Below are 16848 nucleotides of genomic sequence, written 5' to 3'. Positions count from 1 at the left end.
CAGACCGATAGATCGACACCACGAAAGCGGATCGTGATAATCTCACCCGCTCGTCCTGTTGAGCAGCTCAAAACTCATCCTTATTTTCGATCATTCCTCGACGAATTGAGCCGCCGCGGCTTTGTCGAGGGAGAACACCTGATTGTTGATCGCTATTCAGGAGGTGGCCGTACAGGCAGTTATGCCGATCTCGCGCGAACTGTGGTGGCCACTAACCCAGACGCCATATTCACGAGCGGCTATCCGATGGTAGCAGGACTCAAAGCCATGACAACAACCGTTCCGATTGTTGCGACAATAGATGATCCGGTCGCCGCTGGGCTCGCGTCGAGCTTGGCTCGACCCGGGACCAATTTTACGGGCGTAACCGTTGACGCTGGTTTGGAGCTTTATGGAAAACGTTTGGCTTTGCTGGTCGAAGCGCGGCCGAACGTATCTGTAGTTGGGTATCTCTCATCGTCCGACAATTGGAGCAGACCGACGGGCGCGGCAGTGCGAGAGGCGGCGCAACAGGCAAAGGTTGCGATAACTCATGTGGACATCGGAAATTCGTTTAACGAAGCGACCTATGCAGCGGCGTTCGCCTCGATGAGAAACGCTCGAATAGATGCACTTCTAGTCTCCGACGAACCGGACCATAATGCGAATGCCAAAACATTGACCAGCCTTGCCGCGAGCGCTCGAATACCGACAATGTATCCGTTCCGCGATCTCGCCGTAGCGGGTGGGCTTATGACCTACTGTATCGATTTACTCGATGCGTTTCGATACGCGGCAGGCCAGGTCGCCGAAATACTGCGAGGCAAAAATCCCGCCGAAATTCCCTTTTATCAGCCCACTAAGTTTCAGCTTATCATCAACACAAAGGCCGCCCAACAAATCGGGCTTGATCTGCCGCCGACACTCGTTGCCCGCGCCGACGAGGTGATCGAATGAGGGGACCGACTTCCGTTGATGGCACGAACCAGACCAACGGGACCGGTCTGTCGATGTCCGTTCTTGAAGGCAAAGCCGACTTCCCGGTGGCCAACCCGGACTTCTCAGTTTGACCCACAACGGACTCTGGCCGCCTGCCGGAACACGCGCTCGCGCGGATAGCCAAAAGGTGACGCCCTCTTCCTCAAATCCGCTAGGGAGCAGGCTTGTCGTCGCTCGCATGCATTACCTTCAACGGCGCGATTTGTCCCTGTCGATGCCGGTTTTTCTCCCGGTATAATCAGGCTTGGTCCTGAATTCTTCTCTCATTCGGTTCCGGCGCGGCGGAGGAGCGTGCCGGCTTCGCGCCTGCCGGTGCGGCGGATGCCGGATTGCGCTGTTTCTCGGCTGCCAATATGCTCCGCCTCGGCACATGCTGGCCAACAACCAACAGGATCACCCCATGCCGACCGTGTGCCTGGCCCCCCTGGACGAGACCATCACGATCGAAGAGCTCTCGCGCGATCCCTATCCGATCTACCGGCGCCTGAGACGCGAAGCACCCGTATTACGGGTCAAATCCGTAGGCCGCACCTTCCTCACCAAGGCCGTCGACACCAAATACGTGAAGGACAACGCGGCGTTGTTCAGCTCCGACGACCCGAACACGCCCATGAAGCGCGCCTTTCTCGCGCATACGCTGATGCGCAAGGACCATGACGAGCACCGGACCGAACGCATGGCGATGATGCCGGCCCTGATGCCAAAGACGATCGAATCCGTCTGGGCGCCGCTGTATGCGAAACTGGCCGCGGCGTATCTTGACCGGCTGCCGCGCGGTGAGGTGGTCGATCTCTTTCCCGGTCTCGCAGGACCGCTTGCCGCACGGATTCTGGCACATGCGATGGGCGTTCCGGACGCGAACGATGAGGACATGCAGCGATGGTCGCAGACGCTGATCGACGGCGCCGGCAATTTCGGCTGGACGCCGGGGCCTTTCGATGCGACCGACATCGCCAATGCGGAAATGGACAAATGTATTCGCGCCAACGCCGAACGCGTGCGGGCCGAACCGGATTCCTCAGCGCTCTCCTTCATGGTGAACGCGAAGAATCCGATTCCGGAAAGCCAGATGATCGCCAATGTGAAGATCGCGATCGGCGGCGGCATCAACGAGCCGCGCGACGTCCTGCTGACGATCCTCTACGGCCTGCTCACCAATCCGGATCAGCTTGACGCCGTGCGCGCAGGCGACAAATGGCGCTCCGCCTTCGAGGAAGGGGTGCGGTGGGTGGCGCCGATCCAGGCGAGTTCGCGGCTCGTTATGGAGGACACGGAGATCCGCGGCTGCTTCATCCCGAAAGGCGACACCGTTATGACGATCCAGGCGTCGGCCAATCGAGACGAGGACGTCTTCGACGATGGCGAAAACTATTACGGGTTGCGTGAGCCCAATCCTCACCAGGCCTTTGGCAACGGCCCGCATCACTGCGCGGGCGCGCACCTGTCGCGGCGAACCGTTGGCGCGATCCTGCTGCCCATGCTGTTCGAGCGCTTCCCCAACATGACCTTGCCTGATCCCGCGGGCGTGCGCTGGCACGGATTCGGTTTCCGCGGCCCGCTCAATCTGCCGATTCTCCTGCAATAGGAACGGCGCGAGGAAGAGGCGTTTTATTTTGCCTCATCCGCTGCCGCAGATCGTCCGCAATTCCCCGCAAGCAGCTTGCCGGCGAGTTGCGCGGCAGGTTCTTCGCATAGATCAGCTCTCGCCGGGTCCTGGCCGCGCAAGCTGGCGAGGTGATTGAATAACATCGAGATGTCGCATGTTGGCACTCTTCGGACCTAGCTCGATGTCCGAGTTGAGTCCGTAATGCGCAGCAAAGCGGTCGTCCACCGGTCACGCCCTAGATGTCCGCGCTGTTGAAGCAAGAGCGGACTCTTCAGTTGCCGGCTGATTACCGCGATTTAATCTTCGCACTCATCCTTCATTCACAGAGGACCCTCTACGCTTCCTGCGGAGACTATACTGGCGGAAACTGATGAAACTTAGATTCGCACTTCTCGCACTGGCCACGTTGGGTGGCGCAGCGTTCTCGACCGGAACCGCTTCAGCAATGCCGCTGGCCCCCTGGGACAGTTCCAGTCTTCGAACGTCGAGAGCGTTGCAGTGGTCTGCGGTCCGCGCGGTTGCGTCCGCACAAGGCCCGAGTATCGGCGCGGGGCCTACGTCGTCCGCCGCCCCTATGTACGTCACGGCTACGGATACCATCGGGGCTATCGTCGGTACCAATCTTGAAAGAGGGCTTCGGCCCTCTTTTTCTTCTTCCTGCTAATGTTTGGTCCAAAGTTGGCCTATCCATCGAGATCCACAAGATACACGATGCTAGTGTCACTTGATGGCTCGGTCGATTGCGTTGCTTGCCGATAAAGAACTGCTTCTTCAGCAGTAGCCAACCTGACCTTCATCGTGGCGCTGGCATCGCACAACGGGGTGCCATGAGACGTGATTGTACTCAACTTTGTGCGTAACCGGCCGTGTTCGCAAAGACGTTCCGCGTCCTTGTGCCTCTTAGCTTGCAGCGCAAGCGTTGGCCTGCCGTTGATCTCAATCGTGAATATCGAGAATGTGAAGCGGTGGTCCATTTGATCTCCGCCTTCCTTTTATGGACCTACAGATCAATCCGTCAGCAGATCATAGTCCCGGCGCAAAATAGTTTGGACGTGAACCGCCGCGCGCGCGGCGGTATTGGCATCTGCCGCGCCCGCTGCGAGCACACAGAGCGACCAGTTATTTTCAGCGTGCTTTGCAACACGATTGATCGCTATTTCCTGGACGTTATGACAGCCGGGCTGCTTTCTAACTTCTAACAACGCTCGGCGCTGCAATTCCGGCATTGAAACGCGGATCTTGGGCATAGGGTTGGCTCGGCAATTGTACGGTGCGCCGGCCTTGAATGGTTGGGAAGCCGCGCGGCCCATACCTAACAGAGCAAGAGCAATTTGAGTTCCACTTGCGAGAGCCGCGACCCTCGATTTAGGCTGGGCATTCGCACGGCGTCCCAATCGCCGCGGCTGTTCAACGGGCGGAACACCCCGTAGCTCAAGCCATCCTTTCACGGTCGATCAACCGGTCGTATGGCCACTCTTGGGAGAGAGGGACCTGACCTTTGGGATCCAAAAGCATGACGAAACGCGAACGCGGCGATCTAATTTATGGGGTCGCCGCGAGTGCGCTCGTATTTGTATTCATGATCATTATGATTTTCTCGCAATGATGGTTTCGCTTGTCGGAGGTTACGCAGCGGCGCGCCAGCGCATGGCGCCGCATGCCTGGTCGCGGAATAGCGAATACTGCCCAACGTAACCCCATCGCCCCGCGAGGTCTTGGAACCGAGACCACCGGCTAAACGTTGTCATAGCTAGAATTCCAAGCTGCGCAATTATGCAGCAGGCGGAGTAAGACGCATGGATACCACCACACTTCTCATCATTGTACTTCTTGTCCTGCTGCTTGGCGGCGGCGGCTGGTACGGCCGAGGACGCTGGTACTAAACGGTAGCTCGATCTGTGGCCGATCTCTCAGCGTGACCAAGACGACTACGTGATCCCCGATGTGTGAAGGATCGCTGCATCGATGAGCGACGGCTTCGAGCGCCCAAAGTTCAAGTCGACGCTTAATTTTATCCTGAGAGCTGTGTCGCATAGGCGGAGCAAGACCCGCCGGCGACCGGAACGCGCCGGTTCCGGTTGCAGTCTGCTAACGGCCGAAAAGCTGGGATTAGCTCAATTCGTCAACTTCTTGTTCACCAATAATTGCCACCCTGATCGTCGCCTTACCGGGCTTGTAATTGCGTAATCGAAAAGCCGCCCCCGATCGTCCCGGAGGCGGCTTTTTGTTTTTATCCGGGGCGCGCGCGAGACTGCACGTGAGTTTTCAGATCACGGTTTTGAAGGTGTTGGCCGGTCAAGTTGATGGGCGAGCAACGCTCGCCGAACTCACGCGACAGGTTTCTATTCTCATTTCCAGTGGCCCCGATTGGACCGATCGAACCAAGCGGCTAGCTGCGCTTGCGCCTGGCCTAAGTATCTTCGGTTCGCATTTCGTGACTGTCGATGGTGGCGGTTGGCAGATTACCGACGCGGGCCGGGCGTTTCTATTGTCACTCGAAACTCCAGCCTCGGCGATGTCCGAAACACCCTCCATTACTGCGGAGTTTATGCCGGCATCCGTTACAGCACACCTCGAACCGACGCCCGAGGCTTCGCCGCCGCCGTCTGAAGGTCAACATGTGCCCGAAGTGGCTGCACCACAGCCCATCTCTCAGCGATCCACGATGATGCGCTTGATCGGCATCCAGAGACGAGTCAAATCCTCACCTAATGCGGGACGAAAGCGGCGGTCACGTTAGCCGCCCCACGATGGCTAGCTACGGAATTCGCTATCGCTCGTCGCGACCGTGCATAGCGTATTTCCATGCCGTCCAGGCGCGTTGGCGCCGGTACTCGATGAAGTCACCTTCGGTGCATCGCGGGAAATAGGCTTTCCAGGCAGATTCAAAGCCGGCCCGCGCCTCGTTGAAACTTGACGTGCTACGGGAACGACCGCGATGTGATGCCGGGTAGAAGCCGACGTCCCATCTCCATTGCTTGGCCTTGACCGGCAGCCCTGACTGGACCGCGATCGTGCCGACCTGAACGTCACCATAAAAGATGTGCCAGCAGTCGGAGCGTTCGGCTGCCTCAATCTGGTAATCCCATTTCATGTCGCTCTCCTGGTTCCTTTTTCTCCCGGGCACCATTGCCTCGGCTGATTGCGACATTGACGGATAAGTTCTCGTGGCGCTGTTCCCTAGGGAACAGGCCGAGAGGGCGGCTGAAATCAAATCAGGCCACCGATAACGAGTGCTGCCACTTTGGCGATGTGCAGCGGGACTTTCTGTCCGAAGCGGCGGCCTTGGTGCTGACCGGCGCTAGCGTGGGCTTTTTGTGCACCACTCTCTTGTTCATCTATTGCGTTGGTACAGCCACGTACAACGTCCGCGGACTTGTCTGCGATGCGATGTGGGAGACGTTCCATGGTGATAATAGAAAGAGAACAGCTACCAACGCAGTTGCACCCATTATCGCTAGCACAGTCGTACCCAATCCCAGATCCGGACTAGAATTGCACTCTTCCTGCATTGTGTCTCCAAACGCCCCTGATGTTCAACAAGCAGCACCAGGGAAACGTTCCTCCGGAACGAGCGCGATATACTGCAAGCGGGGCGAAGCTGACCCTCGCCAAACCCCCTCGATCGATGGTTTCGCGGTCGGCGCGTCCCGTGCGCAGATCCTGAGGGGTTGGCAAATCGCTGGATCAGTCCGTCGAAACTCGACTTCGGCGCAATAATCGCACCTGCTCAATTCTGTTACACAGGTCACAGCGATATTGAATGATGTCAATTCCTTCAGCGTCGGGGGAGCTTTTTTCGAGCCTCATTGTTTGATTGCATACGATGCAGCTAACGAGATCGATAAGCGGGCTTTTATCGTCGTTGCCCGCCGTGCTCACTTCCCCTTCGCCTTCGGCTGATCAAGGCGAGCCTCACGAAACTCCGGAGGCCCCTTGGTTAGCCGCCGCCTGCGCTGGGCTTGTTCTTCAGAGGCCGCCGCGGGATCGATAATCTTTTCGATCGCCTTCGTGGCAAGCTCCTGAGCGCGCAACCTCCGGCCCGGCTTGCCGGCCGGCCGCGCAGGCGCTTTGACCTTCGTCCCCAAGCTGTCGATTGCCTCAACGGCTAAGTCCGCAACGAGAGCGGCGCTAAGTCGCCCGGTTGGCCTCGGTTTCGCCTTTACAGTGAGCCCCAACTCGACCAGCCGACGGAAGGCGTCAGAGCGGCTGGTTTTGTTGGTTTCTGCCCAAGCCTCAACCGCTGCGATCAGGGCGGGCGGCATCCTGGCAGCAATATGTGGATCTCTGCCACCTTTGATAGCAGGTCGACCGCGCCTTTTTGGTGCAACCGCACTTGATTTTTTCATATATTTGGTTGTACCATAAATCTGCTTAAAAACCAAGCGGCCCGCCGAGGTGCTAGGAACACCGCGACAGGCCTGGCCCAAACTATTAGGTAAGTCATGGGTCAGGTTACTTCTGAGAATAGCACACCTATGCCAGCCGAAAGCACCGGCGGGCTTTACTTCCCCACAGACACAACGCGCGAACAGTTGTTCCAAGCCATCGGGCAACTGCGCAAGGGACGATAGATATCAGATCGACTGGATGTCCGAGACCAGCGACGCCAACATCACTCCCGACCAATGGGAACGCAGAGAGCCCCGCATGCGAGCGACAACCCGAAGGTTGGTAAGGCATCACCGGGCAGCAATTCAGCGCGTAGCGGCCGCGCTGCTAGTCCGTGAGACGCTGAGCGCTGAGGATATCGACGCGATATGTAGCCCGCCGGTTCACGCCCGGCGGGCTTTTCTTGCGACACACCGGAACCGTGGCACCACTCGACGGTTATTATGGCAGCAGCGACGGAACTGGGAAACCGGCAGTCGCGTAAGGAGCCGCACGGAGTCATGCCCGGGCGGCTTTTTATGTTTTAGACCAACCTGCGCTCCGGAGAGATATCGTGCGAATAGTGAGTACACTCCACGATGGCCGAGAGTGCAGCCATTCTCAGCGCTATCGGGTCCCGCTCGCCTTTCGCGGCACATGCAAGAATGTTAGACGCGATTTCGGCTTTCATCGTCGACGTGCGCTTTGCCTCGGGGAGTATTGCCGTGGCATCGTCAAGGACTGCCCTCATCAATTTGATTAGCTCGGGCTGAAAAACCGCTCCAATTGCGCCCATCGCCGTTCTCCCACTCACTACGCCTCTCTTCTATTGCCATGATTTGAGCGCGTCCTGTTGAACGAACGCAAGGCTTATTTTTCATTGCGGCCTTATCCTCGCTGCGGTGCTCCGGTTCAACGCCCGCATGACGCCGATGCGGGCCATCATGGTGGGGCCCCGCTATGCTCGACGACCAGCATTCGCTGGTCCGGCAGTGGGATCGGCTCCTCAACGCGCGGTCCGGGCGGTTAGGCCTCTGGGGCTCGCCGAATTAATGTTTCTTAGGTCGACTCCCGGAGGGATAGGGAATCTACTGATCCCCCATCATCGCACCTCGCAACCAAATCGGTTTGGAGGTTCGTGATTTGGGGGTGACGCTTTATAGGAGGCGCATCCATGTGCGATTACAGCTTACATGCGGTCGCGACACGACCCGCGGTGGTCGCGGAAACGTTGGTCTCGACCAACTTTTCTACTGGGACTCACGGCTTTGCGAGCCCAGACGATTCGAAAGTCGCGGTCTGCCTTCGTCCTGGGACCGAGATAGCATTCGAGAATGACGCTCAAACTGATGGCATCATGTTTTGCAAGAGCATCGGCGATCGACTCGCGCGCTTTCGCCAAATAAACCTCAATAAGCCATACCAACATCACGACGCGCTGGAATTCTCAAACGGTACAATCGTTCTTGTCACTGACCTCGCTGCGGGGCAGAGGGCTACCGTACTGCAATTGCCTGCAAGCCCAATCGAGGAAAAGCCTCGAGCGTCTCAACCTGCAGCTCGGTATGAGACCGCTAACGTCTGATGGACAAAAAAGGCCCCGGATCGCTCCGGGGCCTTAGCTAAACGCGAGAACGAGCCAACCTGAGCACAACATCACAAGGGCGGTTACGATTAGCGCGAGAAATCCGTCAGACACGAAGTCATGATTATGCATGATACACCTCCTGCCGCTGAGGGGAGGCTGGTCCGAATTTATTAAAAATTTCGGAATCAGCTTAAGGAAGCCGCCGTCGGTTTTTTAGTGAATATTCAAATCAGGCGTCTTAAAAAATGCGAGAAATGCGCGTGCCGAGATCGATCCAGGATCTTTAAGGATTGGCCACCTGAAATTTATCCGCACTATAGACCGTTACTTTGAACGCATGATCGATCAGCAGCTGCAGATGATTTGGGGTGGAAGCCGCCATCAGGCGACGTAATGGATCAGATTGCCAATGGCGGCTTGCTGACCACCGCGCAGGCAGCGACCATTTGCGAAGTTTGTGGTCAAACTATCTGCCGGTGGAATGATGAGGCCGCCCGCAGGGGCGAACCGAAGCAGGCAACGTGGTTGATCGGCACCGCGCGGCTGCTCGACTATGTCGAGAAGTATCAGGGCGGCTTACCTGCGCGCGTCAAGGCGGAGAGCCTGCTCAAGAAGCGCTGGCCGATTTGGTCGTTGCACGGGAATGTAGGTCAGCACAGTGGACTATTGATGCATGGCGATACGCGTCTAATAGACACATTGGAAACTCAAGCATGGAGGTCTTTGCTCGACAACGTTTAACCCGCAACCTATCTGGGAGGAAACCATGAGGTATCATCTCAATTCATCGTGGATGTGTGGTTGTGTTGTTCTTGCCTTGGCAGTCCCGGCGGCCTCTGCCCCGGCCGTGGCTGAAGAAGCGGGTCAATGGTTCGGTCGAGCCGTTCTGGTCACCTTGTCCAACAAGAGCGTTAAGCTGGAAGACCGGGCTGACCATACGGTGTCGGTCACCGAATTCGACGGCGCCGTGTTCAATGCCGACGGCAAGCCCTTCCTCGACAAAGCCCGCTATCAGGTGGTTGATCTAACGGATGTTGGCAATTCCAGCGGCGGCCATAAAACCTTCACAGAGGCCGATGGATCCAAGGTCTTTGCCAAGTACGTCTTGAAAGACGTCAAACCGAAAGAGTTCCGCGGTACCTTCGAGTTCACTGGAGGCACGGGAAAATATGCAGGGATCACGGGCCGCGGTGAGTACCACGTCGTGCAGGTCAGTGACACGGCCGTGTGGGATGAACTCCGCGGCGAGTACAAAATACCGTCTACTGTTGGAAGTTCGCGACCTGATCCGGCCAAGTAAGCATCGAACTGTCTCAAAAAGTAAAGAGACGCTGCCTATCTGAAGAGCGGATGATCTTGAATGGCCCGACGTGCAATATCGTCGGGCCATTTGTTTGCTTGCTGCGGCGCGGCACGAAACTCTTTAAGCGTAGCGCAACGCACGCGCGCCTGGGTGCTTCGATGTCCGTTCTTGAGGGCAAAGGAGACTTCTCAGTTACCCGCCCCGATTTCTGAGTTTGACCCGGAAGGGACATTGAGCGAACCCTCAGATCAGGCTAAGAATATGCCGTTTGGAATTATTTTTGGCCGCCTTCCAGGATACGCCATCTGGCTTAAGCCATGTATCGCGGTTTCTTTGGCAAGTTCGCTGTTTCTAGAGAAAAATTTCATGATTGAGCCTCGCGTCAATCGCAAGCTTTCAGCAGTCCTTGCTGCCGATGTGGTTGGCTATTCGCGTCTGATGGGGGCAGACGAGGTCGGCACACTGGCTGCGCTCAAGCGGCACCACGAGGTTGTCTTTGATCCGGCGATCGCCGTCCATAACGGGCGCATCGTGAAGCTGATTGGCGACGGTACGCTCGTTGAATTTGGTAGCGTCATCGATGCCGTGAATTGCGCGCTCGCGGTGCAGCGTACGGGCGTGGCGATCTCAAACGAAGAGGCGCCCAAGGCTGTTATCGTGCTTCGAATCGGCATCAATCTGGGTGATGTCATTCTTGAGAGCGATGACATATACGGCGATGGCGTCAACATCGCCGCACGCCTGGAGGCTCTTGCTGAGCCGGGCGGCATCTGCGTCTCGTCCGTTGTCCACGAAAGCATCGGCAAGCGGGTTGACGTTAGTTTTCGAGACGGCGGCGAAATCCACGCCAAGAATATCGACCGTCCAATTCACATCTGGACCTGGCATCCCCGAGATGCAGCCGCGACCGTCCAAACGTTCCATACTCCCAACCCGGCACCCCACATCAGGAAATCGTCAATCGCCGTCTTGCCGTTCACGAACATGTCGGGCGATCCGGAACAGGAGTTTTTCTCCGACGGGATCAGTGAAGACATCATTACTGACCTATCGAAGATTTCTGGGCTAACGGTCATCGCGCGGAATTCCAGCTTCACTTACAAGGGGCGCGCGGTCGATATCCGCGCCGTCGGTCGCGACCTCGGCGTCGGCACGGTGCTCGAAGGCTCTGTACGCCGTGCTGGGGCTCGGCTGCGGATCACAGCGCAGCTGATCGACGCCGCAACTGGCGCACACCTCTGGGCCGAACGCTTCGACAGAAATATGTCCGACCTGTTCGAAGTTCAGGACGACATTACGAGCCGGATCGTCGAGGCGCTAAAGGTAACCATGAGCCCCTCCGAAAAGGCCCGCGTCGCGGGCAGCGGCACCGGCAATATCGATGCCTACGACTGCTTCCTTCGCGGGCGCGATCTGATCGCGATCGGCAAAACGCAGAGCCGCGAAGTGTTCGAACAGGCACGCGATTTCTTGCTCCGGGCGATCGAACTGGATGGCGACTATGCGCAGGCCTATGCGGCGCTCGCCCTTGCTTACGTGCTCAACCATCAAAACCGTTGGACCGCGGATTCGAACACTGCGCTCCGGCAGGCAAAGCAAGCCGCAGATCGGGCGATCGAAAAGGACCCTCAAGAGCTCTTGGCGCGGTCCGTTGCGGCACTCGTCGCGACTTTCGAGGCAGACCTTGCACGGGCAAAGTCCGAGGCGGAAATCGCGTTGACCCTCAACCCAAATTCAACCGAAGCCTATTTGTGCCTCGGCAACATCTACATCTTTTCGGGGCAACCGCTGGAAGCGATACCTCTGATCGAAAAGGCTATGCGACTTGACCCTACTTACACGCAGCAGCCCCTGCATCTGCTCGGTGTCGCCAATCTCCTTGCGGGCAAATACGAAACGGCTGCTGCATTGCTGAAGCATCGTATCCTGATGGTACCCAAGACGGATTTTTCCCGGGCCGTTCTTGCATCGGCCCTTGGCCATCTCGGAGAAATCGAGGAAGCCCAGCGCGTCTGGCGCGAACTGATGGAGATTAACCCGCATTATACTTTCAAAAATCACTACGAGCGGCAGCCCTTTGTAAATAGGGATGATGTCCGCAGGATTGCCGATGGCCTGGACAGAGCCGGACTGTTGCATTGATCACGTTCGCTTGCCGTTGGATCGAGGAATATGGACAAGCTAGATCTGAAAGACCCGGTGTTCGCTACCTACGTCATCGCGGCGACGATCATGATTCTTAAAGCCGTTAGCATGTCCTGGCTGACGGTGCTTCGGATGACACAAGAGAAGGGCGGTTTCCGCTCACCGGAAGACCTCAGGAAGACACGCCTCAACCCCGAGCCCAATCCAAAGCAGCTCGAGCCGAACGAGCGCGTTGAGAGAATCCGGCGGATTTTGTTGAATGACGTCGAGAATCTTCCGTTTTTCCTCGTAGCCGGCTTCCTTTTTGTTTTGACCGAGCCATCATTGCTGCTGGCCCGTTTGCTTTTCTATGGTTACGTAATTTCGCGACTATTGCATTTTGCCGCTTACTTTACAGCGCAGACTCATGACACACGCGCCACCTTCTGGACCATCGGCTCCTTAATCCTGATCTTCATGACCTGCCGGACGTTGGTCGCCGCATTAGGTTGGTAAGTTTAGGCGCGGCGTGTGAGTCCGCTTTGATGCTGCGGACGGCTCCTCCAGCCGGCACGCGAGTGCCACGGACTCGGGGCTGATAGGGCTCCCGCGATCTGGATGAGCTATCTATGCAGACGATCACGACAATCGGACTGGTTATTGCGAAATCAGTTTTTCGGGTTCACGGCGTTGATGCTGGCGGTCAGATAGTGATCCGCCGTCAATTGAAGCGCCGGTTCGTGCTGGCGTTCTTTGAGAAATTGCCGCCGTGCCTGGTTGGGATCGAGGCGTGTGCCTCATCGCACCATCGGTCCCGTGAGTTGCAGGCGCTGGGTCATACGGTGCGGTTGATGCCGCCGGCCTTGTCGCCTACGGCACCAATTTGCCGGACACACGGCGGCAAGCATGTGTCTATGTCGGCCAGATATTGAAGGGCGAAAAGCCCTCTGAACTGCAGGTTGGCAGCCTACCAAGTTCGAACTGGTAATAGATCTCAAGACGGCAAAACAACTTGGCATCGAGGTCCCGGCAACGCTGCCCAGCCGCGCGCCGACGAGGTGATACTCGCATGGCGGGAACACATGTCGGGCCACTCCGAACTGTTTTTGCCGGAAACCGCCTAGAGCGGTGTTGCGGGCTCGAATCCCGCGCGGTCCGCCAGATCACCGCGAGCCGCCTTAAGGCTGCTTGATCGTATTAACGGCGTTGTTTGAGGGCGAGGATAAGCCAGGGGGCAACGAGTGAGATGGCGTAGGCGGGCTGGATAAGGTCGCTATATCCGCCGAGCCCCCAAAAAGACTGATAGCCGCCGCTTGCGGCGATCCAACCCAAAATCCCTGAAATCGAGGCGGCAACAAGCGGAGATTGCTTGGCGAGCGCAGCGCCGCCCGCGGCAACCCCGTAGATAATAGCCGTGGTGATCGTGGCGACCACAATGAGCAACGGAAGCACAACGATCATTCGGACGAGGATTTCGCCGCCGTCAACGCCGCGGGTGATGGCAAGAAGAAGGGCGGCGCTGCTAAAGAGGGCCAACGCCAGGAGTGCGCATTTCATCGTTTGTCGCAACATGGCTATCCTGCGCTCTTGAGGGTGCCCTCGGTCAAGGCCGACGTGTAGCGCTATCCACTGAGCGATTGCGTATCGGGCTCCAAGCTCATGAGGTAGACCACCCGACCGGCGACATGCACACGATCTTTGATCGCGAACAATACCTGCGATCGATGAATCAATCGTAGCAAAATTCATTCTCACTACATACGACATTACAGATAGCAGCGCTTCCTGGGAGAGTTGAGCGGTTTACGACGCTGACGGCCTCCCGTTAGCAAGCCTAAGGACAATTGAAGCACCCCACGGCGTGCCCCGTCCTTTTGTGCGGCACGAGTGGGCATGTCTGCATTTGGCACATTTGAGACATGCCGACAGCCTTTGACGAAGTCCGTTGTTGAGGGCAAAGCCGACTTCCCGAAGGCCAGCTTTGGACTTCTCAGTTTGACCCTTAGCGGTCATGGCGCAACGCAGAATAGCGGGTTGCCGCGCTCGACATCTTGCGCCTCCAACTCCCGGACTCCCATGCCGCGATGTGGTATGCTTCGACCTGGATTTAGCGTGGTCCTGAGCCTCCTTGGAGGGCAGCATGAGACGGCGCGATTTCATCAGTCTTCTTGGCGGTGCGGCGGTCGTATGGCCGCTCGCTGCGGCGGCACAGCAGAGCACCAATCGCAAGCGTCTTGCTATCTTCAGCCCATCACAGCCAAGCGCGGACTTGCATGAGCATAGCGAAAGCAAAGTTTCCCCAGCTCTATTCGCTGAACTTCGGCGGTTGGGGCAGATCGAGGGACAAAACCTCAAGGTCGAAAGTTACGGCCGAGAGCAAAACACGTCCGGCCCCGAAGCGCTGGCGACGGAAATCGTTCGAAGTAACCCGGATGTCATCCTTGTCGTTGGTCCTGGCGGAGTCTTTTTCAAAAAGCTAACATCGCGTATTCCGATCGTAGTGATAACTGGCGACCCTGTTAGGCAAGGGCTCGCCGAAAGTCTGGCTCACCCGGGCGGCAATTTCACGGGAGCCAGCATCGACGCCGGTCCATCCATTCACGGAAAACGGATTGCACTGTTGCGCGAGATGGTTCCGACGATGTCAAAACTTGGCTGTCTCGGTCTTCGACAGCAATGGCATGGGCCAGTCACCGGTCCCGGAATCCGCGCAGCGGCCGAAACGGCAGGCCTCCCTCTCGCGGTGTCTTTACTGGAAATTGGTGCCAGCGAAGCAGACTATCGGGCGGCGATCGAGAGTATCTCCCGCGACGGTGCAAATGCGGTCATGGTCCTCGATTCGCCTGAGGTCGATCAAAACAGCACTTTGGTCGCTAAGTTGGTCGGCGACGCGAAGCTTCCGGCGATTTTTACGCATCCTGCCCCCGTCGAGGCCGGGGGCTTAATGGCCTATTCCTTCGACCTGATCGAATTGTATAAGCGCGTCGCCAACAACATCGACGCGATTCTCCGAGGAGCAAAGCCCGGTGACATCCCGATCTACCAAGTAACCAAATTTGAGTTGTCCATCAACCTCAAGGCAGCCAAGCAGCTGGGGCTTTCCGTACCTCCTGCGCTCGTCGCGAGTGCCGATAAGGTAATTGAGTGAGTATGCACAGGTCCGGTGTTGGCACCTTTGAGACATGCCGACCGACCAGGAGAATGTCCGCTTGTCGGGGAAGACCGAAAGTGAACGGGCAAGGTCAAAACGACGCGAATGACCCTTAGCGGACATCAGCCTCTGGCACACATTGCTTTCTTTCGGTTGGCGTGTAGAACGGTGGTCGGGTGCTCGCTGCATGTGGCAGTGACAGGTCAAGCGATGGTCGGGCCGCCACGCGGAAAGCGCGCGCCCAATGAACCGTCGACCGTCAGACGATGAAATCCTTCGTGCCGAATCCCTCACCGGGCGGCCCTTGAATGTGCCCCTGCTGCTTCTTGTAGCCGGGGTGGCCCTGGCAGCCGTCCTGTTCGCAAATCCAGCCGCGGCAGCATCCACAACTGGCCCGTATTCTGCTCAGCCGGTCTTCCTGTTCGGCATTCCGGTTGATTTCATTCTGTTCGGCCTGACGCTGCTGGGTGTAGCGGTATTCCACCACAAGACGCTGGAGGTGGCGTTGACCGGGCTCGTGGCCGTTACACTTTACAAGCTCGTATTTACTGGCTTCCGACAAGGCACGGGCCTGATCGGCATGATGCTCCAGCTTCACCACGAATGGGTGATCCTCGCCAACCTGTTTTTTCTGCTGATGGGTTTCGCCGTCCTGTCGCGGCATTTCGAGAACAGCCGAATCCCCGACGCGATGCCCGCGTTCCTGCCAAACGGCTGGAGCGGCAGTCTGGTTCTGCTTGCCATTGTTTTCGTGATGTCGGGCTTCCTCGACAATATTGCCGCGGCCCTGATCGGCGGCACGATGGCGCGGCACTTGTTCAAGGGCAAAGTACATATCGGTTACCTTGCCGCCATCGTTGCGGCCGCCAATGCTGGCGGCGCTGGCAGCGTCGTCGGCGATACCACCACCACCATGATGTGGATCGACGGCATCAGCCCGCTTCGTGTCGTCGAGGCCTACGTCGCCGCCGTCGCCGGCTTCCTGATCTACGGGATACCAGCCTCATTGATCCAACACCGCCATTCTCCAATAGAGAAGGATGCGCAGCGCGGCCGGCACATCGATTGGACCTATGTGGGAATTGTCGCTGCAATCCTGACCATCGCCATTGTGGCCAACGTCATCGCCAACCTGAAATTTCCGGCGGTGCTCGATGCCGTCCCCGTGATCGGACTTGCGGTGTGGATCGTCATTCTCGCGGCCGCGCCGCTGCGTCGGCCGGATTGGGCGATCATGCCGGAAACGTTCAAGGGCACGGTCTTCCTTCTGGCCCTTGTCACCAATGCGTCCTTTATGCCGGTCGAGGAATTGCCGGGGGCCTCGTGGCAAACGGTTCTGGGGCTCGGCTTCCTGTCTTCCGTGTTCGACAACATCCCGCTGACGGCACTTGCACTCAAGCAGGGCGGCTATGACTGGGGTTTTCTTGCATATTCCGTGGGCTTCGGCGGATCGATGATCTGGTTCGGCTCGTCTGCGGGCGTCGCGATCGCCAATATGTACCCTGAGGCCAAGTCGGTGGGCCGGTGGCTGCGGCACGGCTGGTTTGTCGCTGTAGCGTATATTGTTGGTTTCTTCGTGATGTTTACCATTGTTGGTTGGAATCCTGACGCTCCACACAAAAAGCGTGTTGCGCTGGATGTGACTATCCAGATGGGAGTGGCTGGCCGCCCGTAAGGCGGGCCTAGCGCGGATATGATGTCGGCTTTTGGCACAAAACGGACGTGCC

At 57.7% G+C, this 16848-nt stretch carries 15 protein-coding genes and 1 pseudogene; 11 read left to right on the top strand and 5 right to left on the bottom strand.

Going from position 1 to position 16848, the window contains the following annotated elements:
- The first annotated feature begins 33 nt into the window (after window positions 1-33).
- Both JQ600_RS25310 and JQ600_RS25305 read left to right on the top strand, forming a co-directional pair.
- Window positions 34-936 carry an ABC transporter substrate-binding protein gene (locus JQ600_RS25310; protein WP_212490139.1) on the top strand — a complete coding sequence of 301 codons (903 nt, stop codon included), beginning with the start codon at window positions 34-36 and terminating at the stop codon, window positions 934-936.
- 442 nt (window positions 937-1378) lie between these two features.
- Window positions 1379-2563 (top strand): cytochrome P450, encoded by a 1185-nt coding sequence (locus tag JQ600_RS25305; RefSeq protein ID WP_212490138.1) that lies wholly within the window; start codon window positions 1379-1381, stop codon window positions 2561-2563.
- A gap of 704 nt (window positions 2564-3267) precedes the next feature.
- Here the strand turns inward: JQ600_RS25305 and JQ600_RS25300 are convergent.
- On the bottom strand, window positions 3268-3558 hold the full coding sequence (locus JQ600_RS25300; RefSeq protein ID WP_212270011.1) for a hypothetical protein: 291 nt from the start codon (window positions 3556-3558) through the stop codon (window positions 3268-3270).
- 33 nt (window positions 3559-3591) lie between these two features.
- Window positions 3592-3831, bottom strand: coding sequence for a hypothetical protein (locus JQ600_RS25295; RefSeq protein WP_212490137.1), 240 nt, complete (start codon window positions 3829-3831; stop codon window positions 3592-3594).
- 1010 nt (window positions 3832-4841) lie between these two features.
- On the opposite strand from JQ600_RS25295, the gene JQ600_RS25290 reads away from it, so the two are divergent.
- Window positions 4842-5324: a hypothetical protein gene (locus JQ600_RS25290; RefSeq protein ID WP_212392161.1), complete on the top strand. Its 483-nt coding sequence runs from the start codon at window positions 4842-4844 to the stop codon at window positions 5322-5324.
- Between the two features lie 30 nt (window positions 5325-5354).
- Here the strand turns inward: JQ600_RS25290 and JQ600_RS25285 are convergent, their stop codons facing one another.
- Both JQ600_RS25285 and JQ600_RS25280 read right to left on the bottom strand, forming a co-directional pair.
- Complete coding sequence (locus JQ600_RS25285) at window positions 5355-5678, bottom strand: hypothetical protein (RefSeq protein ID WP_212490136.1); 324 nt, start codon at window positions 5676-5678, stop codon at window positions 5355-5357.
- A 784-nt stretch (window positions 5679-6462) separates the two neighbouring features.
- Window positions 6463-6969: a hypothetical protein gene (locus tag JQ600_RS25280; RefSeq protein ID WP_249136078.1), complete on the bottom strand. Its 507-nt coding sequence runs from the start codon at window positions 6967-6969 to the stop codon at window positions 6463-6465.
- Window positions 6970-8129: 1160 nt separating this feature from the next.
- On the opposite strand from JQ600_RS25280, the gene JQ600_RS37640 reads away from it, so the two are divergent.
- The 6 genes and pseudogenes from JQ600_RS37640 to JQ600_RS25255 all read left to right on the top strand — a co-directional run.
- On the top strand, window positions 8130-8540 hold the full coding sequence (locus JQ600_RS37640) for a hypothetical protein (protein WP_249136077.1): 411 nt from the start codon (window positions 8130-8132) through the stop codon (window positions 8538-8540).
- A gap of 396 nt (window positions 8541-8936) precedes the next feature.
- The gene (locus tag JQ600_RS25275; RefSeq protein ID WP_212270006.1) at window positions 8937-9284 is read left to right on the top strand and encodes a hypothetical protein; all 348 of its coding nucleotides are present in this window, start codon (window positions 8937-8939) and stop codon (window positions 9282-9284) included.
- Between the two features lie 25 nt (window positions 9285-9309).
- The gene (locus tag JQ600_RS25270; RefSeq protein ID WP_212270005.1) at window positions 9310-9843 is read left to right on the top strand and encodes a hypothetical protein; all 534 of its coding nucleotides are present in this window, start codon (window positions 9310-9312) and stop codon (window positions 9841-9843) included.
- Window positions 9844-10077: 234 nt separating this feature from the next.
- On the top strand, window positions 10078-11988 hold the full coding sequence (locus JQ600_RS25265; RefSeq protein ID WP_212390654.1) for an adenylate/guanylate cyclase domain-containing protein: 1911 nt from the start codon (window positions 10078-10080) through the stop codon (window positions 11986-11988).
- A gap of 30 nt (window positions 11989-12018) precedes the next feature.
- On the top strand, window positions 12019-12486 hold the full coding sequence (locus JQ600_RS25260; RefSeq protein ID WP_192739743.1) for an MAPEG family protein: 468 nt from the start codon (window positions 12019-12021) through the stop codon (window positions 12484-12486).
- A gap of 113 nt (window positions 12487-12599) precedes the next feature.
- Window positions 12600-12833: pseudogene (locus JQ600_RS25255) on the top strand (IS110 family transposase); the annotation flags it as partial.
- 334 nt (window positions 12834-13167) lie between these two features.
- On the opposite strand, the gene JQ600_RS25250 reads toward JQ600_RS25255, so the two are convergent.
- Window positions 13168-13542, bottom strand: a complete 375-nt coding sequence (locus JQ600_RS25250; protein ID WP_212000754.1) for a hypothetical protein — start codon at window positions 13540-13542, stop codon at window positions 13168-13170.
- A 568-nt stretch (window positions 13543-14110) separates the two neighbouring features.
- Here JQ600_RS25250 and JQ600_RS25245 point away from each other — a divergent pair.
- Together JQ600_RS25245 and JQ600_RS25240 are read left to right on the top strand one after the other, a co-directional pair.
- Window positions 14111-15118: an ABC transporter substrate-binding protein gene (locus JQ600_RS25245; protein WP_212467971.1), complete on the top strand. Its 1008-nt coding sequence runs from the start codon at window positions 14111-14113 to the stop codon at window positions 15116-15118.
- Window positions 15119-15365: 247 nt separating this feature from the next.
- Entirely contained in the window at window positions 15366-16796 is a 1431-nt protein-coding gene (locus tag JQ600_RS25240; RefSeq protein WP_249133683.1) for a citrate transporter, read from the top strand.
- The last annotated feature ends 52 nt before the right edge of the window (window positions 16797-16848 follow it).

The sequence above is a fragment of the Bradyrhizobium sp. AUGA SZCCT0176 genome, assembly GCF_018130145.1.
GTDB lineage: Bacteria > Pseudomonadota > Alphaproteobacteria > Rhizobiales > Xanthobacteraceae > Bradyrhizobium.
This window is presented reverse-complemented; position numbering and strand designations above follow the sequence as displayed.

Coding starts and splice junctions, on each gene's coding strand:
- JQ600_RS25250 (WP_212000754.1), bottom strand. CDS start 13,542: ATGTTGCGACAAACGATGAAATGCGCACTCCTGGCGTTGGCCCTCTTT.
- JQ600_RS25260 (WP_192739743.1), top strand. CDS start 12,019: ATGGACAAGCTAGATCTGAAAGACCCGGTGTTCGCTACCTACGTCATC.
- JQ600_RS25240 (WP_249133683.1), top strand. CDS start 15,366: ATGAACCGTCGACCGTCAGACGATGAAATCCTTCGTGCCGAATCCCTC.
- JQ600_RS25295 (WP_212490137.1), bottom strand. CDS start 3,831: ATGCCCAAGATCCGCGTTTCAATGCCGGAATTGCAGCGCCGAGCGTTG.
- JQ600_RS25245 (WP_212467971.1), top strand. CDS start 14,111: ATGAGACGGCGCGATTTCATCAGTCTTCTTGGCGGTGCGGCGGTCGTA.
- JQ600_RS25270 (WP_212270005.1), top strand. CDS start 9,310: ATGAGGTATCATCTCAATTCATCGTGGATGTGTGGTTGTGTTGTTCTT.
- JQ600_RS25285 (WP_212490136.1), bottom strand. CDS start 5,678: ATGAAATGGGATTACCAGATTGAGGCAGCCGAACGCTCCGACTGCTGG.
- JQ600_RS25300 (WP_212270011.1), bottom strand. CDS start 3,558: ATGGACCACCGCTTCACATTCTCGATATTCACGATTGAGATCAACGGC.
- JQ600_RS25275 (WP_212270006.1), top strand. CDS start 8,937: ATGGATCAGATTGCCAATGGCGGCTTGCTGACCACCGCGCAGGCAGCG.
- JQ600_RS37640 (WP_249136077.1), top strand. CDS start 8,130: ATGTGCGATTACAGCTTACATGCGGTCGCGACACGACCCGCGGTGGTC.
- JQ600_RS25305 (WP_212490138.1), top strand. CDS start 1,379: ATGCCGACCGTGTGCCTGGCCCCCCTGGACGAGACCATCACGATCGAA.